The following is a 21,941-nucleotide window of genomic DNA, read 5'->3' as shown; positions in this document are numbered from 1 at the left end:
GAGGGTGAAAACGGCTTTTTGCCTTGCCAGTCAAGCGATAGCAGCTATTATTTTTGCACTTCCGCAAAAGGTGTCAGCGGCGCCAGCGGCGGGAACTCGGGGCTGCGCCGCTGCTGCTGGGCGGTGACGGCCTCGTGGACATGGCGGTTGCTCCAGATGGCGCCCTGCAGCCAGCCCATCTGGCGCAGGCTGTCCTCGGTGCTGTGGTCGCGCGCGTAGTTCAGCGCCTGCTTGCTGCCCCACAGGGCCACGGGCGGCTTGGTGGCCATCTCGCGGGCGCACGCGAGCGCGCCCTGCACCAGTGCCTCGTGCGTGTCGAACAGCTCGGTCACCAGGCCGCTGGCCAGCGCGCGCTCGGCGCCCAGGCGTCGCCCGGTGTAGGCCAGCTCCTTGAGCAGGCCCATGGGCATGAGTCCCGGCAGGCGCTGCAGCGAGCCGACATCGGCCACCATGCCGATGTTGATCTCCTGGATGCAAAAGAAAGCGTCGCGCGTGGCATAGCGGATGCAGGCTGCGGCCACCATGTCCAGCGCGCCGCCGATGCAGCCGCCGTGGATGGCGGCGACGACCGGGATGCGCAGCTCCTCCAGCCGGCTGAAGGTGGCCTGCATCCCGCCCAGCAGGTCGAACACGGCGGCGCGCCCCTCGGGGCTGCGGTCGTCCAGCGTGATGGCGCCGCCAAAGGTGTCCAGCGCCATGCCGGCGCTGAAATGCTTGCCGGTGCTGCTGATCACCAGCGCCCGGGCCTCGCTGCCCCGGTGCAGTTGCTGCAGCACCTGATCGAGCTCGCGCCAGAACGTCGGGTTCATGGTGTTGAGCTCCTGCGGACGGTTCAATACCAAGTGGGCCACATGGTCGGTGATGTCGAGGCGAAAGTAAGTCAGGTCGGTCATGGGTGAGGTTGCCAGGGTTGAAGAAAAAAAGAGGTGAAAGCAGCAGTCAATCATCAAAATTCATAGCTGCCAGCGCTTGTCAGTATTGGGTTTGGGGCCGATTTGATGCTGAATACAGGACTTGGGGCCTGTTCATGTCGCACAACCGTCTCCTCAGCGCCGCTTGCCGCCCCCGCCCAGCAGGCCGCCGAGCACGCCGCGCAGGATCTCGCGGCCCAGGCCGGTGCCCACGGTGCGCATGGCGGACTTGGCCACGGTCTGCACCAGCCCGTCCTTCTTGCCGCCGCGTGGGCCGGTGCTGCCGAACAGCAGGTCGTTCAGGCCAGCACTCAGGCCGCCAGCCGGGGCTGCTGCCGGCGCTGCGCCGACAGCACTGCCCGGATTGCCCGGATGGCCCGCCCGCGCCCGCAGGACTTCATAGGCCGATTCGCGGTCGATGGCCGTGTCGTAGCGCCCGGCCACCAGCGAGCCGGCCAGCAGCGCGCGCCGCTGCTCATCGCTGATCGGCCCGATCTGGCTGCCCGGCGGGATGACCCAGGCGCGCTCGGTCTCGCTGGGGCGGCCCTTGGCGTCCAGCAAGCTGACCAGCGCCTCGCCCACGGCCAGCTCGGTGATGGCGGCCTCGACGTTCAGCCCGGCCTTGGGCCGCATGGTGCTGGCCGTGGCCTTCACGGCCTTCTGGTCGCGCGGGGTGAAGGCGCGCAGCGCGTGCTGCACCCGGTTGCCCAGTTGCGCCAGCACGCTGTCGGGGATGTCCATCGGGTTTTGCGTCACGAAGTACACGCCCACGCCCTTGGAGCGCACCAGACGCACCACGAGTTCGATGCGCTCGATGAGCACCTTGGGCGCGTCGGCAAACAGCAGGTGCGCCTCGTCGAAGAAGAACACCAGCTTGGGTTTTTCCGGGTCGCCGATCTCGGGCAGGCGCTCGAACAGCTCCGACAGCAGCCACAGCAAAAACGTCGCATACAGGCGCGGTGCGTTCATCAGCCGGTCGGCGGCCAGGATGTTGACCACGCCCAGGCCGTCCTCGGTCTGCAGCAGGTCGTCGATGTCCAGCATGGGTTCGCCAAAGAACTGGTCGCCGCCCTGTTGCTCTATGGTCAGCAGCGCGCGCTGGATGGCGCCGATGCTGGCGCTGCTGACGTTGCCGTACTCGGTGGTGAACTGCTTGGCGTTGTCGCCCACGTGCTGCACCATGGTGCGCAGGTCTTTCAGATCCAGCAGCAGCAGGCCTTGGTCGTCGGCAATCTTGAACACCAGATTGAGCACGCCCAGCTGCGTGTCGTTGAGCGCCAGCATCCGTCCCAGCAAGAGCGGCCCCATGTCCGAGATGGTGGCGCGCACCGGGTGGCCCTGCTGGCCGAACACGTCCCACAGCGTGGTCGGGCAGGCCATGGGTTCGGGGGCCGGCACGCCGCGCTCGGCCAGCACGGCGGCCAGCTTGCCTTCGATGCGCCCGCGCTGGCTGATGCCCGTGAGGTCGCCCTTGACGTCGGCCATGAACACCGGCACGCCGATGCGCGAGAACTGCTCGGCCAGGGTCTGCAGGGTCACGGTCTTGCCGGTGCCGGTGGCGCCGGTGATGAGGCCGTGGCGGTTGGCCAGGCCGGGCAGCAGATGGCATTCGGTCTGGGCGTTGCGGGCGATGAGCAGCGGTGGGGCCATGGCGGGCAAAGGTCTCTGTAGTCAAACGTAGAATCGAACGCTAGGTTAATTCAATCCCGAGAACATAAACATAAGGACGTTTTGCAGTGGCAGGACACAGCAAATGGGCCAACATCCAGCACAGGAAGGGCCGCCAGGACGAAAAGCGCGGCAAGGTCTGGACCCGCATCATTCGTGAAATCATGGTGGCAGCGCGCCAGGGTGGGGGCGACATCGCCGCCAATCCGCGCTTGCGCCTGGCCGTGGACAAGGCGCGTGCGGCCAACATGCCGGCCGACAACATCAAGCGCAACATCGACAAGGCCACCGGCAACCTCGAAGGCGTGAGCTACGAGGAAATCCGCTACGAGGGCTATGGCATCGCCGGCGCGGCCATCATCGTGGACACCATGACCGACAACCGCGTGCGCACCGTGGCCGAGGTGCGCCATGCGTTTTCCAAGCACGGCGGCAACCTGGGCACGGAAGGCTCGGTGGCCTTCCAGTTCCAGCACGTCGGCCAGCTCATCTTCGCCCCCGGCACCGATGAGGAGCGCGTCATGGAGGTGGCGCTGGAGGCCGGCGCCGAGGACGTGGTGACCGGCGACGACGGCGCCATCGAGGTGCTGACGGCGCCGGGCGATTTCGAGGCCGTCAAGGACGCGCTGGTGGCCGCCGGGCTGCAGCCCGACCTGGCCGAGGTCACCATGCGCGCCGACAACACCATCGCCCTGGAGGGCGACGACGCCGCGCGTATGCAAAAGCTCCTGGACGTGCTCGAAGACCTCGACGACGTGCAGGAGGTCTATCACAACGCCGAGCTTTGACCCCATGAAGATTCTCGTCATCGGCGGCGGCGGCCGCGAGCACGCGCTGGCCTGGAAGATCGCCCAGTCGCCCCGCGCCACCCGGGTCTATGTGGCGCCGGGCAACGGCGGCACGGCCCTCAGCCCCAAGCTGGAAAACATCGCCATCACCGACGTGGTGGCCCTGCGCGAGTGGGCGCAGGAAGAAAAGATCGGCCTGACCGTGGTCGGCCCCGAGGCGCCGCTGGCTGCCGGCGTGGTCGATGAATTCCGCGCCCACGGCCTGCGCATCTTCGGCCCCACCCGGGCCGCCGCGCAGCTGGAAAGCTCCAAGGCTTTTTCCAAGGCCTTCATGCGCCGCCACGGCATCCCCACGGCGGACTACGACACCTTCACCGACCCGGACGCCGCGCACGCCTTCGTCAATCGCCTGGGCGCGCCCATCGTCGTCAAGGCCGACGGCCTGGCTGCCGGCAAGGGCGTGGTCGTGGCCATGACGCTGGAGGAGGCGCACGCCGCCATCGACGACATGCTGCAGGCCAACACCCTGGGCGTGGCACACAACGAGGGCGGCGCGCGCGTGGTCATCGAGCAGTTCCTGGAGGGTGAGGAGGCCAGCTTCATCGTGCTGTCCGACGGCAAGGGCGTAGTCGCCCTGGCCACCAGCCAGGATCACAAGCGCCTGAAGGATGGCGACGCCGGCCCCAACACCGGCGGCATGGGCGCGTACTCGCCGGCGCCGGTGGTCACCGCCGATGTCCACGCGCGCGCCATGCGCGAAGTCATCCTGCCCACCGTGCGCGGCATGGAAAAGGACGGCATTCCCTACACCGGCTTCCTGTATGCCGGCCTGATGATCGACGCGGCCGGCCAGCTCAAGACGCTGGAGTTCAACTGCCGCATGGGCGACCCGGAAACCCAGCCCATCCTGGTGCGCCTCAAATCCGACCTGGTGGAGCTGCTGGGTGCTGGCGTCGATGGCAAGCTGGCCGAGGTCGAGCTGCAGTGGGATCGCCGCACCGCGCTGGGCGTGGTCATGGCCGCGCACGGCTACCCCGAGGCGCCGCGCAAGGGCGACGCCATCACCGGCATCCCGCCCGAGTCCGACGACGCCATGGTCTTCCATGCCGGCACGCAGCTCGATGAGGGCGGCACGCTGCGCGCCAGCGGCGGGCGCGTGCTGTGTGTGACCGCGCTGGCCGACAACGTGCGCCAGGCCCAGCAGCGCGCCTACGACGTGGTGCGCGCCATCCATTTCGACGGCGCGCAGTGGCGCAGCGACATCGGCCACCGGGCGGTCAAGAGCTGATGGCTTCCTCCATCCTCGCCGCCAACCCCGCCGTGGCCCAGGTGCGCGGCTACCTGCAGCAGTTGCAGGCACGCATCACCGATGCCCTGGAGGCCGTCGAAGGCCCGGCGCAGCAGGGCGGCGCGCGCTTTCGCAGCGACCCCTGGCAGCGCCCGCCCGAGTCCCCGCTGCAAGGCGAGGGCATCACGCGCATCCTGGAGGGCGGGCGCGTGTTCGAGCGCGCCGGCTGCGGCTTCTCGCACGTCAGCGGGCCGCAGCTGCCGCCCTCGGCCACACAGCACCGGCCCGAGCTGGCCGGCGCCCCGTTCGAGGCCATGGGCGTGTCGCTGGTCTTCCACCCGCGCAACCCCTATGTGCCTACGGTACATATGAACGTGCGCATGATCGCCGCCGGGCAGCCGGGCGGCGAGCCGGTGTGCTGGTTTGGCGGCGGCATGGATTTGACGCCCTACTACGGCTTCGAGGACGACGCCGTGCATTTCCACCGCGCCTGCCGGGACGCCCTGGCGCCCTTCGGAGCCGACCTGTACCCGCGCTTCAAGCAGTGGTGCGACGAGTATTTCTATCTCAAGCACCGTGATGAGCAGCGCGGCGTGGGCGGCATCTTCTTCGACGATTTTTCCGAGCTGGGCTTTGCGCGCAGCCTGGCCCTGACGCAAAGCGTGGGGGACGCCTTTCTGGACGCCTACCTGCCCATCGTGCAGCGGCGCCTGGACACGCCCTTTGGCGCGCGCGAGCGCGATTTCCAGCTCTACCGGCGCAGCCGCTACGTCGAATTCAACCTGGTCTGGGATCGGGGCACGCACTTCGGCCTGCAGTCGGGCGGGCGCACCGAATCCATCTTGCTGTCCATGCCGCCGCTGGCCGGCTGGAGCTATCGTCGCGAAGACCCGCCCGGCACGCCCGAGGCCGAGTTGACCACGCGCTTTCTGGTGCGGCGCGACTGGCTTTGAGCGCCCACTTCTGACGCCCTGCCTCTGCAGGATGCCGACTACAGCCGCCCGCCACCCGCATGGCTATAGTGCCACCCATCATCCCCCACACACCTCCACGCCCGATGAGCACATCTCCCAAGTCGGAAAAATCGGCAACCGCCGCCAAGCGCGACGTCACCAAACTCCAGCGCGCCATCGTCGATGGCCTGGAGGACGTCAAGGCGCAGGACATCCAGGTCTTTGACACCGAGCACCTGTCGCCGCTGTTCGAGCGCGTCATGGTGGCCACCGGCTCGTCCAACCGCCAGACCAAGGCGCTGGCCGCCAGCGTGCGCGACGCCGTGCGCGAAGCCGGCTTTGCCAAGCCCCGCACCGAGGGCGAGGAAAACGGCGAGTGGATCATCGTGGACTGCGGCCAGGCGGTGGTACACATCATGCAGCCGGCTATCCGCCAGTACTACCGGCTGGAGGAAATCTGGGGCGAAAAGCCCGTGCGCCTGAAACTGGGCGCCGCCAAGCCGCGCAAGACCATGGCGTCCGAGGATGCTTCGGCAGAGCAGCCCGCCAAACCTGCCGCCAGGAAGGCGGCGCGCAAGGCCGCCCCGGCCAAGGCGGCTGCCCAGGTGTCTGCCGAAGCGGCGGATGGCGCACAGCAGCCCGAAACTGCGGATACAGCGCAGGCCGAGGCGGCGGTGAGTGGGGCAGACGTGGCGCCGGCCCCGGCCCGCACGCCCAGCCGCAAGAGTGCCGCTCCCCGCAAAACCGCTGCCAAGACTGCTGCCGACAGCCCATCCCCCGCAGCGAAAAAGCCCGCCGCCCGAAAGACCGGCGCTGGCGCAGCCAAGGCCGAGGCGCCGGCCAGCGCCGCAGGGAAATCGGCAGTGAAGAGGCCGGCAGCCAAGCCGGCAGCCGTCAAGACCGTGGTCGTCAACGAGCCGGCAGCCAAGAAGGCCCCGGCCAGGACGGCCGCCAAGACCGCCGCAAAAACGGCGACCAGGACGGCCGCCAAGACGCCTGCCAAAAAGGCCGCCACCAAGACCACGGCCCGGGCCGCCGCACGCAAGGCCTGAGCGGCCCGGGCGCGGCGCTGAGCCACAACCGCCACCATGAAGCTGCTGATCGTCGCCGTCGGCCAGCGCGTGCCCGAGTGGGCCGCCACGGCCTACGAGGACTATGCCAAGCGCTTCCCGCCCGAGCTCAAGGTCGAGCTGCGCGCCGTCAAGACCGAGCCGCGCGGCTCCAAGTCGCTGGAGACGCTCCATGCCGCCGAGCGCGAGCGCATCGAGGCGGCCATCGCCTCGGGCGCCGGGCGCGGCGCGCGCATCGTGGCGCTGGACGAGCGCGGCACCAGCCTGACGACCAAGGCTTTGGCCGAGCGGCTGCAGGGCTGGCAATGGCAGGGCGACGACGTGGCCCTGGTCATCGGCGGCCCGGACGGCCTGCAGCCGGCCTTTCGCCAGGCCGCGCACGAGCGCATCCGCCTGTCTGACCTGACGCTGCCGCACGCCATGGTGCGCGTGCTGCTGATCGAGCAGCTCTACCGCGCCTGGTCGGTCAACGCCGGCCACCCCTACCACCGCGAGTAAGCCCGTAGGCTCGTAGGCCCGGCAGGGCGTCTGCGCCAGCCTGTGTTCATTCTCAAGATTGATAGCTGTCAGCGCTTGCTGGGCAAGGGTTTGCGGCTGTTTTCATCATGAAAAAGCTGGATTTTCTCTACCTCGCCTCGCAAAGCCCGCGCCGCAGCCAGCTGCTGGAGCAGATCGGCGTGCGCCACGAACTGCTGCTGGCCAACGCCGCAGGTGATGCGCCCGAGGATGCCGAGGCCATCGAGGCTGTGCTGCCGCAGGAGCTGCCTGCCGACTACGTGCAGCGCGTCACGGCCCTCAAGCTGGACGCCGCCGTGGCCCGCCACCGGCGCCGGGCGCTGCCGGTGGCGCCCATCCTGTGCGCCGACACCACCGTGGCCCTGGATGCGCTGATCCTGGGCAAGCCCGAGGATGCGGATGACGCCGCGCGCATCCTGGCCCTGCTGGTCGGGCGCCGGCATCAGGTGCTCACAGCTGTGGCCCTGGCGCTGCCCGATGGCCGCAGGCTGGCTGCGCTGTCGGTCTCGCAGGTGTGCTTTGCCGCCCTGACGCCGGCGCAGATAGCAGCCTACGTCGCCACTGGCGAGCCGCTGGGCAAGGCCGGCGCCTATGGCATCCAGGGCCATGCTGCGGCGCATATCGAGCGCATCGAGGGCAGCTACTCGGGCATCATGGGCCTGCCGCTGTTCGAGACCGCCGAGTTGCTGCGCCGCGCCGGGGCTGGCTGCCTGGCCGGCCCTGAACAGGCGGTGAAATAAACACTAAAACCGGCTGAAACCGTTGTCCATCAAGCGCTTGCAGCTATCAATTAAATAGTGCCGCAGGGTGGCGGAACTGACGTCAGATCGCCGCCTCGTCCAGCTCGCCGGTGCGGATGCGCACCACGCGCTCGACGGCGGTCACGAAAATCTTGCCGTCGCCGATCTTGCCGGTGCGCGCCGCAGCCACGATGGCATCGACGCAGCGCTCCACCTCGCTGCCCCGCACGACGACCTCCACCTTGACCTTGGGCAGGAAATCCACCACATACTCGGCGCCGCGATAGAGTTCTGTATGGCCCTTTTGCCTGCCAAAGCCCTTGACCTCGGTCACGGTCAGGCCGTTCACGCCACACTCGGCCAGCGCCTCGCGCACCTCCTCCAGTTTGAAGGGCTTGATGATGGCGGTGATCATGTGCATGGAGCGCTCCTGGCGGTTGTGGCAAAAAAACAGGCCGGATTATGCGCATGTCGCGCCCTGGCTTATCCCCACCGGCATTGGAAAGGCCTGTGGATAAGTCCCTGGAAGTGTTGAATCATCCATGCAAGTAATTGATTTATCTGGGTTTGTTGGGCGTTGCCTGTTTTTTGTGCAGTTGCGTGCCGGCGCTGCCGGCGGCCTGGCGGGGGGCAGGCGGTGAGGCCGCTGGCCCAGGACTTCCCCCCGTGCAGGACGCATCCAGCCCCTGGCGGCTTGACCTGCACGCTACGGCCAGCGGGGTGGATGCCGCCGCCTGGGATGCGCTGCTGGCACGCCAGGCGCACCCCACGCCCTTCATGCGCCATGCCTATCTGGCGGCGCTGGAGGACAGCGGCAGCGCCACGCCGGACACGGGCTGGCTGCCGGTCTATTTCACGCTCGCGCAGGCGGATCAGCTAGATCAGCCGCATCAGCTGGGTGCGGCCTGCGTGCTCTACGTCAAGACGCATTCGCGCGGCGAGTACGTGTTCGACTGGGCCTGGGCGCAGGCCTATGCGCGCCACGGCCTGGATTACTACCCCAAAGCGGTGCTGGCCGTGCCCTTCACGCCCGTGCCCGGCGCGCGCCTGCTGGCGCAGGACGAAGCGGCGCGCACGGCCTTGCTGCAGGCTGTGCTGCAGTGGTCGGCGCACCAGGGCCTGTCGTCGCTGCACCTGCTGTTCGGTGCCGAGGATGACCTGGCCGCCGCCCGGCGCTGCGGCCTGATGCTGCGCCAGACGGTGCAGTTCCACTGGTGCAACGTCCACCCGGCAACCGGCCAGCCGTTTGCCGATTTCGAGGATTTCCTGGCCAGCCTGAGCCAGGACAAGCGCAAGAAGATCCGCCAGGAGCGCCGGCGCGTGCGCGATGCCGGCGTTGAATTCCGTGCGCTGCAGGGCCGGGCCATCGGGCCGGACGAGTGGGATTTCTTCTACCGCTGCTACGAGCGCACCTATCTGGAGCACGGCAACCCGCCCTATCTGGCGCGGGATTTTTTCACCCGCATGGCGCAGCACCTGCCCGAGGCCTGGGTGCTGTTCATTGCACGGCGCGCGGGCCGGGACATCGCTGCCAGCCTGGTGGCCCTGGATACCCCGGCGCCGGGCGGGGTGCAGCCGCCGCAGCGCGCCGCTTATGGCCGCTACTGGGGCGCGCTGGAGCGCGTGGACAGCCTGCATTTCGAGGCCTGCTACTACCAGCCGCTGGCCTGGTGCATCGCCCAGGGGGTGCAGCGCTTCGAGGGCGGCGCCCAGGGCGAGCACAAAATGGCGCGCGCCCTGCTGCCGGTGCCCACGGCCAGCGCGCACTGGCTGGCGCACCCGGCCTTTGCTGACGCCGTGGAGCGTTTCCTGGAGCGCGAGGATCAGGCCATCGGGCACTACCTGCAGGACTTGCAGGCGCGCAGCCCGTTTCGCGCCGCGCCTTGAGGCCAGCGGCTCAGGCGTCGGTGGCCGCGACCGACTTTAGCATCCCCATCTCGGAGCTGCTGAGCAGCGATTCGATGTCCACCACGATCAACATGCGCTCGCCCAGCGTGGCGATGCCGCGCACGAAGGAGGCATCCACCTGGCCCTGGAACTGCGGCGCCGCCTTGATGGCATTGGCCGGCAGGGCCACCACGTCGGCCACGGCATCGACCACTGCGCCCAGCACGGTGCCGCCCACGTTCAGGATGATGACCACCGTGAAATCGGTGTATTCGACCTTCTCGCAGCCCAGCTTCAGGCGCAGATCGACGATGGGCACGATGACGCCGCGCAGGTCGATCACGCCCTTGATGAAGTCCGGCGCGTGCGCCAGCCGGGTGGGCTGCTCATAGGAGCGGATTTCCTGCACGCGCAGGATGTCGATGCTGTACTCCTCCTCGCCCAGGCGGAAGGTCAGGTATTCGGCAACGCTGGCAGCCGCTGCGGCAGACTGGGAACGCTGGGCGGACGAGGTCAGCATGGCGCAATGCTCCTTCAAGAACCTACGGAAAAATCAGGGTGCCAGCATAGCAGCCCGGCGTTACCAATACTGACAATTGGCCCCGGCCACTGCCGGCTTGCAGAGGAGCCGACGCTGCAAGGGTCGGGAGCCATTTTTGGCGAAAACCCTTGCTAGGAAAGCGTTGACAGCTATTTTATTTATAGCAAATCAGCCCTGTGTCTTGGCGTAGTTGGCCACGCCGTCCATGATTTCCTTGTGCGCGGCCTCGACGCCGTCCCAGCCCAACACCTTGACCCACTTGCCTTCTTCCAGATCCTTGTAGTGCTCGAAGAAGTGGGTGATGGATTTCAGGCGCATGGCGTTCACGTCCTCGACGCTCTGCCAGCTGTCGTACATCTTCAGGATCTTGCTGGTCGGCACGGCCAGCACCTTACCGTCCACGCCGGCCTCGTCTTCCATCTTAAGGATGCCCAGGGCGCGGCAGGGCACGACCACGCCGGGCAGCAGCGGATACGGCGTGATGACCAGGACATCGACCGGGTCGCCGTCGCCCGACAGGGTCTGCGGCACGTAGCCGTAGTTGCACGGGTAGTACATGGCCACGGTGAGGAAGCGATCCACGAACACCGCGCCGGAGTCCTTGTCCACCTCGTACTTGATGGGGTCGGATTCGGCAGGGATCTCGACCACGACGTTGAAGGATTCGGGCAGCTTGGTGCCGGGCGTGACTTTGTTCAGCGACATGATGTTTGCTAGGTAGAAAAAATGATGCCTGGCGCCCCGCAGCGCTGCGGTTGCAGGACGTGCGGGGCGCCGGGCGCAGGCCGGGATTCTAGGCCCTGGCCCTTGCATGACCCTTGCAGCCGCGCCGCGCCGGCGCACAATGGCGCGCCATGCAACTGCACTACATCGCCAACGCCGCCGTGCCCTCCAGTTCGGGGCGCACCATCGCCATGATCGATCCCTCGGACGGCCAGCCCTTCGACGAGATCCAGCGCGGCACGCCCGAGGACATCGGCGCCGCCGTCCATGCCGCGCGCCAGTGCTTTGACAGCGTCTGGAGCCGCATGGCGCCCGCCGAGCGTGGCCGCCTGCTGGCGCGCCTGTCGGTGCTGGTCAGCGAGCACGCCGAGGAACTGGCGGCGCTGGAGCAGCGCGACTGCGGCAAGCCCACGCGCCAGGCGCGCGCCGATGCGCTGGCGCTGGCGCGTTACTTCGAGTTCTACGCCGGCGCCTGTGACAAACTGCACGGCCAGACCATCCCCTATCAGGACGGCTTCAGCGTGCTGACCTGGCGCGAGCCGCATGGCGTCACCGGCCACATCGTGCCGTGGAACTATCCCATGCAGATCTTTGGCCGCTGCGTCGGCGCGGCGCTGGCGGCGGGCAATGTCTGCGTGGTCAAGCCCGCCGAGGACGCCTGCCTGTCGCTCTTGCGCGTGGCCCGGCTGGCCGCCGAGGCGGGCTTTCCAGCCGGGGCGCTGAACATCGTGACCGGCTATGGCCACGAGGCGGGCGATGCGCTGGCGCGCCACCCGGGTATCCAGCACCTGAGCTTCACTGGCAGCCCGAAGGTCGGCACGCTGATCCAGCAGGCCGCCGCCGAGCGCCACTGCCCGGTCACGCTGGAGCTGGGCGGCAAGAGCCCGCAGATCGTCTTTGCCGATGCCGATCTGGATGCCGCCGTACCGGCCATCGTCAATGCCATCGTGCAAAACGCCGGCCAGACCTGCTCGGCCGGCTCGCGCGTGCTGATCGATTCCATGATCTACGAGCCGCTGCTGGAGCGCCTGGGCCGGGCCTTCGAGGCGCTGCGCGTCGGGCCGGCGGCCATGGATCTGGATCTGGGCCCGCTGATCCGCCAGAGCCAGCAGCAGCGCGTGTGGGATTTCCTGTCGGACGCGCAGGTCGCCGGCATCCCGCTGGTGGCGCAGGGCAGCGTGGTCGAGGAGGCGCCCGACACCGGCTTCTATCAGGCGCCGGCCCTCTTGCGCGATGTGCCGCCTGGCCACCGGCTGGCGCAGGAGGAGGTCTTCGGCCCAGTGCTGGCCGCCATGCCCTTTGACGATGAGGAGCAGGCCGTGCAACTGGCCAACGGCACGCGCTACGGCCTGGTGGCGGGCGTGTGGACGCGCGACGGCGCGCGCCAGCTGCGCCTGGCGCGGCGGCTGGCTTCGGGCCAGGTCTTCATCAACAACTACGGCGCCGCCGGCGGTGTGGAGTTGCCTTTTGGCGGCGTGAAATCCAGCGGCCACGGGCGCGAGAAGGGTTTTGAGGCGCTGTACGGCTTCACCACGCTCAAGACCGTGGCCATACGCCACGGCTGAGGCGGGCCTGCCCGGCTGCGATGATGCTACTCAAAGCATAGCTGTCATCGCTTGCTGGAAAAGGGTTTGAGCCGGATTTTGCTGGTATTTACTGGTGTTTTCCGGTATCCGGCCAGCCTCAGCCCAGGATTTCCTGGAGCGCCGCCTCGTACTGGGCGGTCAGCTCGTCCATGACCTCCAGCATACGTTCGCTGGCCTTGGCCACGTCTTCCAGGGCGCGGGCCTCGGGCGGGCGCTTGAGGGTGGTCTCCAGGAAGATCCACTGCGCCTGCCCCAGCTCCAGCGTGCCCCGGATGGCCGAGGTGCTGACCGGCGCCTTGGCCAGATCGGCCAGCGAGGTCTGGAACAGCGCCGCATCCTGCGCCATCTGCTCGCGCACGCCGCTGCCGGCCAGGCCGGACATGACAAAGCCGTAGTTGCGCGCCAGGCGCTGCGACAACATGCGCTGACGCCCCGCGATGTTGACCAGGCGCGCCGTGGGCACGGGCGAGAGCTGCTCCAGCGCCTGCGTGGCCTTGTCGGCCGCATCCAGCATGGCTTCGGACTGCTTGATGACGGCCAGATAGCCGTCCTTGGAGACGGGTTGGTCGAGCAGCGCATCCAGCTGCTGCGCGGCCTGGCGCAGGCTGGCCAGCAGGCGCGCCACCTCGGCGGGCCAGCTTTGCTCGTTCAACTCGCGCAGCCCCGCCTTGATCTGCTTGCGCGAGTGCTCCAGCCAGTCGCGCGAGCGCCCGGGCAGCACCTGCAGATACATCTGGCCATAGACCTTGGCCACCCGCTGCGACAGCGCGCGAAAGCGCGCCGTTCGGTTGATGGTCGAGGCCAGGGCCGGGCGCGCCGGAGCCTGGGCTGGAGCAGGCGCCTGGGCGCGCGCGCCCAGGCTGGGCAGCAGGGCAAGCGCTGCAAGCTGCAGCACGACCTGCCGCTTCGAGCGATGCACAGACGAGCCCGGCAGTGCTGCCGGGGGCGTATGGAGGCGGGAGCAGTGAACGTGTTGCATGGCCGGAAATTATCTGGAGGCACTGCCGACGATGCTTGAGGTACGTCAAAGCGGCAAAGCCCTGCGGCGGCTGCGTGCAAAAACGATACGGCACAATTTGTGCCCATGGCCGAAAGAGTCATCCCCATCGCGGATCAGCGCGCGCCGGTGCTCCAGCCCGTGGTGCCGGTCGTTGATGCCTGCCAGGCTCCTAGCGGCCTGCTGCTGGACGCCCGGGGCCGGCCACTGCGCGATCTGCGCATCAGCGTGACCGACCGCTGCAACTTCCGCTGCAGCTACTGCATGCCAAAGGAAGTCTTCGACCAGCACTACCGCTATCTGCCGCACGGCGATCTGCTGAGCTTCGAGGAGATCACCCGCGTGGCGCGGCTGTTTCTGGCGCACGGCGTGCGCAAGCTGCGCCTGACGGGCGGCGAGCCGCTGCTGCGCAAGGATCTGGAGCGCCTGGTCGAGCAGCTGGCGGCGCTGCGCACCGTCGATGGCCGCGCGCCCGACCTGACGCTGACCACCAACGGCTCGCTGCTGGCGCGCAAGGCGCGCGCGCTCAAGGCGGCTGGCCTGTCGCGCGTCACTGTGAGCCTGGACAGCCTGGACGACGCGGTGTTCCGGCGCATGAACGACATGGATTTTCCGGTGGCCGGCGTGCTGGAGGGCATCGCCGCTGCCAGGGACGCCGGCTTTGATCACCTCAAGGTCAACATGGTGGTCAAGCGCGGCACCAACGACCATGAGATCCCGGCCATGGCGCGCTACTTCCGCGGCACCGGCATCACGCTGCGCTTCATCGAATACATGGACGTGGGCGCCACCAATGGCTGGCGCATGGATCAGGTGCTGCCGTCCGCCCAAGTCATCGCTCGGCTGCAGGCCGAGCTGCCGCTGGTGCCGCTGGCGGCCAGCGCCCCTGGCGAGACCGCCAAGCGCTGGGGCTGGGCCGGCCCGGACGGTCGCCACGACCCGGCGCTGGGCGAGATCGGCGTCATCAGCAGCGTGACCCAGGCGTTTTGCGGCGACTGCAACCGCGCCCGCCTGTCCATGGAAGGGCGGCTGTACCTGTGCCTGTTTGCCAGCCAGGGCTGGGATTTGCGCAGCCTGCTGCGCGGCGGCGTGAGCGACGAGCAGCTGCTGGGCGCGGTGGCCGGCATCTGGGGCCAACGCAGCGACCGCTACTCGGAGCTGCGCGCCAGCCTGCCCGCCGACAGCGGCAGCAGTGGCACGCGGCGCATCGAGATGAGCTACATCGGCGGCTGATCGGCGCGCTCCGGGCCGGTGCTGCCCGGCCCGTCCATCCAGCCCATCCCCGCGCCCCCATGCCGCCCCAATCCACCCGCATGATCGCGTTGCAGGACATCGCGGCGCAAGATATCACCGCGCTGGTGCTGGCCGGCGGGCGCGCCACGCGCATGGGCGGCGTGGACAAGGGCCTGCAGCCCTTTCGCGGCACGCCCCTGGCGCTGCACGCCGCGCGGCGCGTGCAGCCGCAGGTGGGCAGCGTGCTGATCAACGCCAACCGCCATCTGGACACCTACCGCAGTTGGGGCCTGCCCGTGGTCAGCGACGCCGACGAGAGTTTTGCCGGGCCGCTGGCCGGCTTCGCTGCCGGCCTGGCGCATTGCCGCACGCCCTGGCTGCTGGCGCTGGCCTGCGACACGCCGCTGTTTGCGCATGACCTGGCGCAGCGCCTGGCGGCAGCGGCCTGCGGGGCCGGCGCGCCCATCGCCATTGCTGCCGCACCGCAGCACGGGCAGGAGGCAGGCAACGGGGCAAGAGAGGCAGCGCAAGATGGGGCAGGGCCGCCGCTGCACATGCATCCGGCGCTGTGCCTGCTGCACGTCTCGCTGCTGCCCGACCTGCAGCAGTTCCTGGCCGGCGGGGGCCGGCGCGTGCGCCAGTGGGGTGCGCGCCACGGCTGCGCCATCGCCGTCTTCGATCAGCCGGGCGATTCGCCCCAGGCCTTTGCCAATGCCAACACGCTGGAGCAACTGCGGGCGCTGGAAGAACAGGCGGCTGGCTGACGGGCGTGCACCACGAGTGCGCTTAAGCTCGGGCGCAAATTTTTCCGTTTCACTTGCCGAGGATTGCCACATGCCCTACGCCGCCACCCATCTGCAAACCCCGCCCGAGCGCGCTGAAGTCGATCAGCTGACCGGCGCCACCGTGCTGGAATTCGGCACGCCCTGGTGCGGCCACTGCCAGCGCGCCCAGGTGCTGATCGAGCAGGCGCTGCAGGACAGGCCGCAGGTGCAGCACATCAAGGTCGAGGATGGACCGGGCCGCCCGCTGGGGCGCAGCTACCGCGTCAAGCTGTGGCCGACGCTGGTCTTTCTACGTGATGGCCAGGAGATGGCCCGCGTCGTGCGCCCGCAGACGGCGCAGGAGCTGCAGGATGCGCTGGCGCCACTGGCAGGCTGAGGCAGGCCGAACTGTGCTCCGTGCCACCGAATGGGCGTCCACCCCGGCCCGTTGCAGAGGGTGCGGGTGTGAAAGGCCCGGGCCGGTGGTCGGCAGGCTGTTGATTTGCTACTTTAATAATAGCTATTGACGCTTGCCAGTATTGGGTTTACGGCAGATTTGCCCATTTTTTCGTCAAATGACGCTGCGCAGCGGCTCGGTGCCGGCCTGGCGCACGCCGGCCTGCTCGACCAGGCCGGCCAGCAGCGTGTCCACATCGTCGCCGCTGCGGATCAGGCCCATCTGCCACTGGCCCATCAGACCGTCCGTGACGCTGCGCTGCAGGAAGGCCAGCAGCGGGTCGTAGTAGCCATCGACGTTGAGCAGGCCGACCGGCTTGTCGTGGTAGCCCAGCTGGCGCCAGGTCCAGACCTCGAACAGCTCCTCCAGCGTGCCGATGCCGCCGGGCAGGGCGACGAAGGCGTCGCTGCGCTCGGCCATCATGGCCTTGCGCTCGTGCATGGTCTGCACGATGTGCAGTTCGTCGCACAGCTGGTTGGCCAGCTCCTTGTCCACCAGGGACTGCGGGATCACCCCGACCACGCGCCCGCCGGCCAGCCGCGTGGCCTCGGCCACCACACCCATCAGGCCGCTGCGCCCGCCGCCATAGACCAGCTGGCCGCCGTGGCGGCCGATGAAGCGGCCCACGGCGCTTGCCATGTCGGTGAAGTGCGGGTTGTGGCCCGGGCGCGAGCCCAGATAGACGCAGATGGAGAAGGAAACGGAAACGGGGGCAGGAGCGGGAGCGGGAGCGGCGGCATCAGCCATGAGAAAGAATCCTTTGGATCAGAGCGGCAGCAAAACTGCCAGCGCACAGCAGCAGGCTGAGCAGCACGGCAGCGCTGCCCATGTCCTTGGCACGGCGCGACAGTTCGTGCCATTCGGGGCCGATGCGGTCGATGGCCGCCTCCAGCCCCGAGTTGAGCAATTCCACGATCAGCACCAGCACCACGGTGGCAGCCAGAAAGGCCGTCTGCAGCCAGTCGCGCCCCAGCCAGATGGCGGCTGGCAGCAGCGCCAGCGCCAGGCAGGCTTCGAGGCGAAAGGCTTTCTCGCCCCAGCCATCGGCCAGGCCGCGCCAGGAGTGGCGCGTGGCGTGAAGCAGCCGGCTCGGGCCGGTGCGGCGCTTGTGCCGGGCGGCTGGGCCGAGGTCAGTCACGCTGGGCCTGCTCCCTGGCCTTCTTCCTGCGGCGGGCGTGCGGTGCGATCTCCTGGTGGATCAGGCGCGTGCCGGCCAGCGCGTCGTGCAGGAACTGGCGCTGCGGATGAAAGCGGCTGAGCAGCGCCCATACCGCCACCCAGCCGGTCAGGATGACCAGTGCCTCGCCCATGGGCAGGGCAAAGGCCGTGGCCACGGCCAGCGGCGGCAGGAACCACAGCCAGCTCAGCACGTAGCGCGCCAGGGCGCGCGGCTGGCTCAGGCGCTGGCCGGCGCGATCGACCACGCGGATGTGCCAGGTCTTCATGGCCAGGGTGTGGCCGCGCGACCAGAACCAGGTGAAATAAATCCCGAAGACGACGAACAGAAAGGCCTGCAGGGCATGGCGGTTGTCCAGGCCGTGGCGCGTCTGTGTGAGCGTGCTGAACAGATAGCCGGCGATGAAGACCACGCCGAACATCAGCATCCCTTCGTACAGCCAGCAGGCCATGCGCCGGCGCAGCGGCGGGGCCATGGGGGACAGAGGCGCTGGGAGCGGCGCCGGCAGGTCGGTGGGGACAGTGGATGCCGGCGGACGGAAAGTGGTCATGGACGGAAAGGCTGGAGCTGCCTGGCAGAGCTGGAGTGTGCCCATCAACTGCCACCCGGCGCTGGCGCCTCGGGGCGGCAGCGCTATTGGGGCGGATGCAGGGGCGGCGCGCTGCCACTCATCGGCGGCGGCTCCTGGGGCGCTGCAGGTTCTTCCAGCGGCAGCGCGGGCAGCGCCGTGGGGGTGGCAGATGGGGTTTCGACGGGCCTGGTTTCTACCACAGCCGGCGCGGGCACCGGCGTGGCGATGACCGGGGCGGGCACCGGCAGCGCCTGCGGCACATGGGTGCTGTCGGGCCGGGGAATCTTGGGCGGATTGGGCAGCGCCGCCGGCATGTTGCTGGCCGCCGGCACCTTGGCCAGGCGCTTGCTGGCGGGCCGCACTGCTGGCGCTGCGCCCGATGTGCGCGGCGCTGCGGCCCGCTCGGCCAGGCGTTGGCGCTGCGCTTCGCTCAAGGCTTGGTAGGCCTGCCACTTGGCGCGCTTGCTGTCCGGCGGCAAGGTGCTGGTGGCTGCGTAGTTCAGCCGTGCCTGGCTGCGCTGCTGGGCGCTGAGGCTGGCCCAGTCGCTCAGGCGCGCCAGCAGCCACTCCTGTTCCTGCGGCGCCAACGACGGAAAACCTGCGGCCAGCTTGAGCCAATGGTGCTTTTGCGCTTCGTTGAGTCCGCTCCAGTGGTTGGCCAGGGGATACAGGATTTGCTTTTGCGCCGTGGTGAGCTCGCGCCAGGGCTGGCCTACCTCGGGGCGCTCGGCCAGCGCCTGGGGGGGACCGCCGTGCTGGGCGCCATGCGCATCCAGCCGACGACGCGCACCCCGGTAGCCGCCAGGCCCACCAGCAACGCCAGCGCCAGCACGTAGGCCGGCAGGTTTAGGGTAGGGCGTTGCGGGCGTGAAGCGGTCATGCAGTGGAGTCAGGGGCGCGCAGGCTCACAGTCCCGAGCCCGAGGAGCGCAGATATTGCACGAAACCGGGGTCGGCATAGGCTGAGGGCGGCAGGTCGTCGGCCAGCAGGGCGGCATCGACCTCGGCCATGTCCGAGGCCAGCGATGCGTCCTGCGTGGCATTGATGAAGGCCAGCCCGAGCAGCAGGGCCAGCAGCGGCACGGCAGAGGCCAATGTGCGCCACCAGCCCGTCGGCCCGGCGCCGCCGGGGCTGCTGCCCAGCACGGCCGCGCCGCCGCCGGCGTGCAGCACAGCGCTGGCGCCGAGTGGCTGCACGGCTGCCTGTGCGGCAGGGCGCTTGCGCCGGGCCAGCGCCTGCATACGCCCGGCGCGCAGGCGCTCGGTGATGTCGTGGGGCAACTCGTCGCTGGCTTCGGTCAACAGCGCGGTGATGCGCCGTGCATAGGCGTCGCCGGCCAGCAGGGCCTCGGCAGGCGGCTCGGGGAGGCGGTTCATAGGGTGATTCCTTTGGCTTTCAATGCCCGGCTGAGGGCTTGTACGGCGCGAAAGCAGTGCGTCTTGACGCTGCCTTCGGAGCAGCCCATGGCGCTTGCCGTTTCGGCGACATCCATTTCCTCCCAGTAACGCAGCAAAAAAGCCTCGCGTTGACGCGCCGGCAAGGCCTGGATCTCGGCCTCTATGCCTTGCAGCACCTGGCGGCGGCGCACGATGTCCTCGGCGCTTTGCACCGCTTCGCCTTCGGGTACGCCGGCATGGATTTCCAGCAGATCGAAGCCGCCGCCCTGGTCGTCTGGGCCTTCGAAGTCGCCCAGGTTGGTGAACACGGCGTTGCGCGTCTTCTGGCGGCGAAACCAGTCCAGCGTGGTATTGGTCAGGATGCGCTGGAACAGCCTGGGCAGCTCGTCTGCGGGACGGTCGCCATAGTGCTCGGCCAGCTTCATCATGCTGTCCTGCACGATGTCCAGCGCCGACTCCTCGTTGCGCACGTGGTAGAGCGTGCGCTTGAAGGCACGCCGGTCCACGCTTTTGAGGAAATCGGACAGCTCTTGCTCGGTGGCCAAGGATCGAAGGCCCCGCAGGCGGGGCAGGCGTATGGGATTCCGGCCCGCATGAAGCGATGCTCCGGCGCTTTGTTGGAAAGCCGACAATTATTGCACTGGCGCGGAAAATATTTGCCCCGGTCGCGTCCTGCCTGTTATTGCAGTGCAATAATCGCCCGATCCAGACAAGGCAAACGGGTCCCGGTCCGGCGCAATACGTGATGCGTCCATGTCCTGGGCCTCAAGTCCCGAGGCTGCTTCACGAGAGCAGGGCCGAGGGGCACCCAAGGTTTTTCGTCAGAGAAATTCGCAAAGGTTGATCATGGAAATCTCCAAGGCCGAAATCGCATCGGCAGCCGCCGCATCCGGCGCCAGCACCTCCCCCGCCTCCTCCAGCGCGCCCCAGGAACTGATGGGCGCCGACATCCTCGTCAAGGGCCTGCAGGCCGAGGGCGTGCAATACATCTGGGGCTACCCAGGCGGCGCCGTCCTCTACATCTACGACGCCCTGTACCGCCAGGACAGCATCCAGCACGTGCTAGTGCGCCACGAGCAGGCCGCCGTCCACGCCGCCGACGGCTACGCGCGCGCCACTGGCGATGTGGGCGTGGCCCTGGTCACCTCCGGCCCCGGCCTGACCAACGCGGTCACCGGCATTGCCACGGCCTACATGGACTCCATCCCCATGGTCATCATCTCCGGCCAGGTGCCCACGCCCGCCATCGGGCTGGATGCCTTCCAGGAATGCGACACCGTGGGCATCACGCGCCCCATCGTCAAGCACAACTTCCTGGTCAAGGACGTGCGCGACCTGGCCATGACGCTGAAAAAGGCCTTCCACGTCGCCCGCACCGGCCGCCCCGGCCCGGTGGTGGTGGACATCCCCAAGGACGTGTCCTTCAAGAAGACGGCCTATGCCGGCTATCCGGCAAGCGTCGAGATGCGCTCGTACAACCCGGTGAAAAAAGGCCACGCCGGCCAGATCCGCAAGGCGCTGCAGCTGCTGCTCACCGCCAAGCGCCCCTACATCTACACCGGCGGCGGCATCCTGCTGGGCAATGCCTGCAACGAGCTGCGCACCCTGGTGGACATGCTGGGCTATCCGGTCACGCACACGCTGATGGGTCTGGGCGCCTATCCGGCCTCGGATCGCAAGTTCCTGGGCATGTTGGGGATGCACGGCACCATCGAGGCCAACAATGCCATGCAGAACTGCGACGTGCTGCTGGCCGTGGGCGCGCGCTTCGACGACCGCGTGATCGGCAACCCCAAGCACTTTGCGCAAAACGACCGCAAGATCATCCACGTGGACATCGACCCCTCGTCGATCTCCAAGCGCGTCAAGGTGGACATTCCCATCGTCGGCGATGTCAAGGAAGTGCTGACCGAGCTGATCGCCATGATCCGTGAGAGCACCATCCGCCCCGACGCCGGCGCGCTCGCCCAGTGGTGGAAGCAGATCGAAGCCTGGCGCAGCCGCGACTGCTTGAAGTACGACCGCGGCAACACCGAAGTCATCAAGCCGCAGCACGTGGTCGAGACGCTGTGGAACATGACCCAGGACGCCGACGCTTACGTCACCTCCGACGTCGGCCAGCACCAGATGTGGGCTGCGCAGTACTACCGCTTCGACGAGCCGCGCCGCTGGATCAACTCAGGGGGGCTTGGCACCATGGGCGTGGGCATACCCTACGCCATGGGCATCAAGCTGGCCAAGCCCAAGGCCGAGGTGTTCTGCATCACCGGCGAAGGCTCGGTGCAGATGAACATCCAGGAGTTGTCCACCTGCCTGCAGTACAACACGCCGATCAAGATCGTGTCGCTGAACAACCGCTACCTGGGCATGGTGCGCCAGTGGCAGGAGATCGAATACTCGGGCCGCTACAGCCACAGCTACATGGACGCGCTGCCCAACTTCGTGAAACTGGCCGAAGCCTATGGCCACGTCGGCATGTTGATCGAGCGCCCGCAGGATGTGGAAGGCGCGCTGCGCGAGGCGCGCAAGCTCAAGGATCGCACCGTGTTCATGGACTTCCGCACCGATCCGACCGAGAACGTCTTCCCCATGGTGCAGGCCGGCAAAGGCATCACCGAGATGCTGCTGGGCTCTGAAGACCTCTGAACATAAAAAAGAGTCAAATCGGCCAGAA

At 68.2% G+C, this 21,941-nt stretch carries 25 protein-coding genes; 12 read left to right on the top strand and 13 right to left on the bottom strand.

Going from position 1 to position 21,941, the window contains the following annotated elements; translation table 11 throughout:
* Positions 1 to 47: 47 nt before the first annotated feature.
* Together IDM45_RS06940 and IDM45_RS06935 are read right to left on the bottom strand one after the other, a co-directional pair.
* Positions 48 to 893: an enoyl-CoA hydratase-related protein gene (locus IDM45_RS06940; protein ID WP_209422197.1), complete on the bottom strand. Its 846-nt coding sequence runs from the start codon at positions 891 to 893 to the stop codon at positions 48 to 50.
* A 153-nt stretch (positions 894 to 1,046) separates the two neighbouring features.
* A complete protein-coding gene (locus tag IDM45_RS06935; protein WP_209422196.1) occupies positions 1,047 to 2,561 on the bottom strand; it encodes a helicase HerA-like domain-containing protein in 1,515 nt (504 codons plus the stop codon).
* A gap of 86 nt (positions 2,562 to 2,647) precedes the next feature.
* Between IDM45_RS06935 and IDM45_RS06930 the strand changes: the two genes are divergently transcribed.
* The 6 genes from IDM45_RS06930 to IDM45_RS06905 all read left to right on the top strand — a co-directional run bounded on the left by IDM45_RS06930 (position 2,648) and on the right by IDM45_RS06905 (position 7,934).
* Positions 2,648 to 3,367, top strand: a complete 720-nt coding sequence (locus IDM45_RS06930) for a YebC/PmpR family DNA-binding transcriptional regulator (RefSeq protein ID WP_209422195.1) — start codon at positions 2,648 to 2,650, stop codon at positions 3,365 to 3,367.
* 4 nt (positions 3,368 to 3,371) lie between these two features.
* Positions 3,372 to 4,655: a phosphoribosylamine--glycine ligase gene (purD, locus tag IDM45_RS06925; RefSeq protein WP_209422194.1), complete on the top strand. Its 1,284-nt coding sequence runs from the start codon at positions 3,372 to 3,374 to the stop codon at positions 4,653 to 4,655.
* Positions 4,655 to 5,608 (top strand): oxygen-dependent coproporphyrinogen oxidase, encoded by a 954-nt coding sequence (gene hemF, locus IDM45_RS06920; RefSeq protein WP_209422193.1) that lies wholly within the window; start codon positions 4,655 to 4,657, stop codon positions 5,606 to 5,608. The genes purD and hemF overlap by 1 nt, the downstream gene beginning before the upstream one ends.
* A gap of 104 nt (positions 5,609 to 5,712) precedes the next feature.
* Positions 5,713 to 6,660 carry a ribosome silencing factor gene (rsfS, locus tag IDM45_RS06915; RefSeq protein WP_209422192.1) on the top strand — a complete coding sequence of 316 codons (948 nt, stop codon included), beginning with the start codon at positions 5,713 to 5,715 and terminating at the stop codon, positions 6,658 to 6,660.
* Between the two features lie 36 nt (positions 6,661 to 6,696).
* Entirely contained in the window at positions 6,697 to 7,176 is a 480-nt protein-coding gene (gene rlmH, locus IDM45_RS06910; RefSeq protein ID WP_209422191.1) for a 23S rRNA (pseudouridine(1915)-N(3))-methyltransferase RlmH, read from the top strand.
* 107 nt (positions 7,177 to 7,283) lie between these two features.
* Entirely contained in the window at positions 7,284 to 7,934 is a 651-nt protein-coding gene (locus IDM45_RS06905) for a Maf family protein (protein WP_209422190.1), read from the top strand.
* Positions 7,935 to 8,016: 82 nt separating this feature from the next.
* Here the strand turns inward: IDM45_RS06905 and IDM45_RS06900 are convergent, their stop codons facing one another.
* The gene (locus IDM45_RS06900; RefSeq protein ID WP_209422189.1) at positions 8,017 to 8,355 is read right to left on the bottom strand and encodes a P-II family nitrogen regulator; all 339 of its coding nucleotides are present in this window, start codon (positions 8,353 to 8,355) and stop codon (positions 8,017 to 8,019) included.
* A 245-nt stretch (positions 8,356 to 8,600) separates the two neighbouring features.
* Here IDM45_RS06900 and IDM45_RS06895 point away from each other — a divergent pair, with 245 nt between their 5' ends.
* Positions 8,601 to 9,821, top strand: a complete 1,221-nt coding sequence (locus IDM45_RS06895) for a GNAT family N-acetyltransferase (RefSeq protein ID WP_209422188.1) — start codon at positions 8,601 to 8,603, stop codon at positions 9,819 to 9,821.
* Positions 9,822 to 9,831: 10 nt separating this feature from the next.
* Here the strand turns inward: IDM45_RS06895 and IDM45_RS06890 are convergent, their stop codons facing one another.
* Together IDM45_RS06890 and ppa are read right to left on the bottom strand one after the other, a co-directional pair.
* Positions 9,832 to 10,341 carry a chemotaxis protein CheW gene (locus IDM45_RS06890; protein ID WP_209422187.1) on the bottom strand — a complete coding sequence of 170 codons (510 nt, stop codon included), beginning with the start codon at positions 10,339 to 10,341 and terminating at the stop codon, positions 9,832 to 9,834.
* A gap of 189 nt (positions 10,342 to 10,530) precedes the next feature.
* Positions 10,531 to 11,067: an inorganic diphosphatase gene (gene ppa / locus IDM45_RS06885; protein ID WP_209422186.1), complete on the bottom strand. Its 537-nt coding sequence runs from the start codon at positions 11,065 to 11,067 to the stop codon at positions 10,531 to 10,533.
* A gap of 149 nt (positions 11,068 to 11,216) precedes the next feature.
* Here ppa and IDM45_RS06880 point away from each other — a divergent pair, with 149 nt between their 5' ends.
* Entirely contained in the window at positions 11,217 to 12,650 is a 1,434-nt protein-coding gene (locus IDM45_RS06880; RefSeq protein ID WP_209422185.1) for an aldehyde dehydrogenase family protein, read from the top strand.
* Positions 12,651 to 12,768: 118 nt separating this feature from the next.
* Here IDM45_RS06880 and IDM45_RS06875 read toward each other — a convergent pair whose 3' ends face one another.
* Positions 12,769 to 13,566 (bottom strand): type IV pili methyl-accepting chemotaxis transducer N-terminal domain-containing protein, encoded by a 798-nt coding sequence (locus IDM45_RS06875; RefSeq protein ID WP_325168953.1) that lies wholly within the window; start codon positions 13,564 to 13,566, stop codon positions 12,769 to 12,771.
* A 189-nt stretch (positions 13,567 to 13,755) separates the two neighbouring features.
* On the opposite strand from IDM45_RS06875, the gene moaA reads away from it, so the two are divergent.
* The 3 genes from moaA to IDM45_RS06860 all read left to right on the top strand — a co-directional run bounded on the left by moaA (position 13,756) and on the right by IDM45_RS06860 (position 16,062).
* Positions 13,756 to 14,901, top strand: a complete 1,146-nt coding sequence (gene moaA / locus IDM45_RS06870; protein ID WP_209422183.1) for a GTP 3',8-cyclase MoaA — start codon at positions 13,756 to 13,758, stop codon at positions 14,899 to 14,901.
* Positions 14,902 to 14,960: 59 nt separating this feature from the next.
* A complete protein-coding gene (gene mobA / locus IDM45_RS06865; protein ID WP_232654226.1) occupies positions 14,961 to 15,665 on the top strand; it encodes a molybdenum cofactor guanylyltransferase MobA in 705 nt (234 codons plus the stop codon).
* 70 nt (positions 15,666 to 15,735) lie between these two features.
* Positions 15,736 to 16,062: a thioredoxin family protein gene (locus IDM45_RS06860; protein ID WP_209422182.1), complete on the top strand. Its 327-nt coding sequence runs from the start codon at positions 15,736 to 15,738 to the stop codon at positions 16,060 to 16,062.
* Between the two features lie 174 nt (positions 16,063 to 16,236).
* Here IDM45_RS06860 and IDM45_RS06855 read toward each other — a convergent pair whose 3' ends face one another.
* The 7 genes from IDM45_RS06855 to IDM45_RS06830 all read right to left on the bottom strand — a co-directional run bounded on the left by IDM45_RS06855 (position 16,237) and on the right by IDM45_RS06830 (position 19,812).
* Entirely contained in the window at positions 16,237 to 16,869 is a 633-nt protein-coding gene (locus tag IDM45_RS06855; protein ID WP_209422181.1) for an LOG family protein, read from the bottom strand.
* The gene (locus IDM45_RS06850) at positions 16,862 to 17,260 is read right to left on the bottom strand and encodes a diacylglycerol kinase (RefSeq protein WP_209422180.1); all 399 of its coding nucleotides are present in this window, start codon (positions 17,258 to 17,260) and stop codon (positions 16,862 to 16,864) included. Before IDM45_RS06850 ends, IDM45_RS06855 begins: the two co-directional genes overlap by 8 nt.
* A complete protein-coding gene (locus IDM45_RS06845; RefSeq protein ID WP_209422179.1) occupies positions 17,253 to 17,849 on the bottom strand; it encodes an RDD family protein in 597 nt (198 codons plus the stop codon). Before IDM45_RS06845 ends, IDM45_RS06850 begins: the two co-directional genes overlap by 8 nt.
* 83 nt (positions 17,850 to 17,932) lie before the next feature.
* On the bottom strand, positions 17,933 to 18,532 hold the full coding sequence (locus IDM45_RS06840) for a DUF3106 domain-containing protein (protein ID WP_233457592.1): 600 nt from the start codon (positions 18,530 to 18,532) through the stop codon (positions 17,933 to 17,935).
* Positions 18,533 to 18,582: 50 nt separating this feature from the next.
* A complete protein-coding gene (locus IDM45_RS17580) occupies positions 18,583 to 18,750 on the bottom strand; it encodes a hypothetical protein (RefSeq protein ID WP_233457480.1) in 168 nt (55 codons plus the stop codon).
* Between the two features lie 25 nt (positions 18,751 to 18,775).
* Positions 18,776 to 19,246: a DUF3619 family protein gene (locus tag IDM45_RS06835; protein WP_209422178.1), complete on the bottom strand. Its 471-nt coding sequence runs from the start codon at positions 19,244 to 19,246 to the stop codon at positions 18,776 to 18,778.
* Complete coding sequence (locus tag IDM45_RS06830; RefSeq protein ID WP_209422177.1) at positions 19,243 to 19,812, bottom strand: RNA polymerase sigma factor; 570 nt, start codon at positions 19,810 to 19,812, stop codon at positions 19,243 to 19,245. Before IDM45_RS06830 ends, IDM45_RS06835 begins: the two co-directional genes overlap by 4 nt.
* A 301-nt stretch (positions 19,813 to 20,113) precedes the next feature.
* On the opposite strand from IDM45_RS06830, the gene IDM45_RS06825 reads away from it, so the two are divergent.
* Positions 20,114 to 21,913: an acetolactate synthase 3 catalytic subunit gene (locus IDM45_RS06825; RefSeq protein WP_209422176.1), complete on the top strand. Its 1,800-nt coding sequence runs from the start codon at positions 20,114 to 20,116 to the stop codon at positions 21,911 to 21,913.
* The last annotated feature ends 28 nt before the right edge of the window (positions 21,914 to 21,941 follow it).

Origin of the sequence: Melaminivora jejuensis, assembly GCF_017811175.1 — a bacterium.
Taxonomy (GTDB): Bacteria; Pseudomonadota; Gammaproteobacteria; order Burkholderiales; family Burkholderiaceae_C; genus Melaminivora; species Melaminivora jejuensis.
The sequence above is the reverse complement of the archived record's forward strand: the minus strand, read 5'-3'. Positions and strand labels throughout refer to the sequence as shown.

Coding starts and splice junctions, on each gene's coding strand:
- IDM45_RS06940 (WP_209422197.1), bottom strand. CDS start 893: ATGACCGACCTGACTTACTTTCGCCTCGACATCACCGACCATGTGGCC.
- IDM45_RS06935 (WP_209422196.1), bottom strand. CDS start 2,561: ATGGCCCCACCGCTGCTCATCGCCCGCAACGCCCAGACCGAATGCCAT.
- purD (WP_209422194.1), top strand. CDS start 3,372: ATGAAGATTCTCGTCATCGGCGGCGGCGGCCGCGAGCACGCGCTGGCC.
- hemF (WP_209422193.1), top strand. CDS start 4,655: ATGGCTTCCTCCATCCTCGCCGCCAACCCCGCCGTGGCCCAGGTGCGC.
- rsfS (WP_209422192.1), top strand. CDS start 5,713: ATGAGCACATCTCCCAAGTCGGAAAAATCGGCAACCGCCGCCAAGCGC.
- rlmH (WP_209422191.1), top strand. CDS start 6,697: ATGAAGCTGCTGATCGTCGCCGTCGGCCAGCGCGTGCCCGAGTGGGCC.
- IDM45_RS06905 (WP_209422190.1), top strand. CDS start 7,284: ATGAAAAAGCTGGATTTTCTCTACCTCGCCTCGCAAAGCCCGCGCCGC.
- IDM45_RS06900 (WP_209422189.1), bottom strand. CDS start 8,355: ATGCACATGATCACCGCCATCATCAAGCCCTTCAAACTGGAGGAGGTG.
- IDM45_RS06890 (WP_209422187.1), bottom strand. CDS start 10,341: ATGCTGACCTCGTCCGCCCAGCGTTCCCAGTCTGCCGCAGCGGCTGCC.
- ppa (WP_209422186.1), bottom strand. CDS start 11,067: ATGTCGCTGAACAAAGTCACGCCCGGCACCAAGCTGCCCGAATCCTTC.
- IDM45_RS06880 (WP_209422185.1), top strand. CDS start 11,217: ATGCAACTGCACTACATCGCCAACGCCGCCGTGCCCTCCAGTTCGGGG.
- moaA (WP_209422183.1), top strand. CDS start 13,756: ATGGCCGAAAGAGTCATCCCCATCGCGGATCAGCGCGCGCCGGTGCTC.
- mobA (WP_232654226.1), top strand. CDS start 14,961: ATGCCGCCCCAATCCACCCGCATGATCGCGTTGCAGGACATCGCGGCG.
- IDM45_RS06860 (WP_209422182.1), top strand. CDS start 15,736: ATGCCCTACGCCGCCACCCATCTGCAAACCCCGCCCGAGCGCGCTGAA.
- IDM45_RS06855 (WP_209422181.1), bottom strand. CDS start 16,869: ATGGCTGATGCCGCCGCTCCCGCTCCCGCTCCTGCCCCCGTTTCCGTT.
- IDM45_RS06845 (WP_209422179.1), bottom strand. CDS start 17,849: ATGACCACTTTCCGTCCGCCGGCATCCACTGTCCCCACCGACCTGCCG.
- IDM45_RS17580 (WP_233457480.1), bottom strand. CDS start 18,750: ATGACCGCTTCACGCCCGCAACGCCCTACCCTAAACCTGCCGGCCTAC.
- IDM45_RS06835 (WP_209422178.1), bottom strand. CDS start 19,246: ATGAACCGCCTCCCCGAGCCGCCTGCCGAGGCCCTGCTGGCCGGCGAC.
- IDM45_RS06825 (WP_209422176.1), top strand. CDS start 20,114: ATGGAAATCTCCAAGGCCGAAATCGCATCGGCAGCCGCCGCATCCGGC.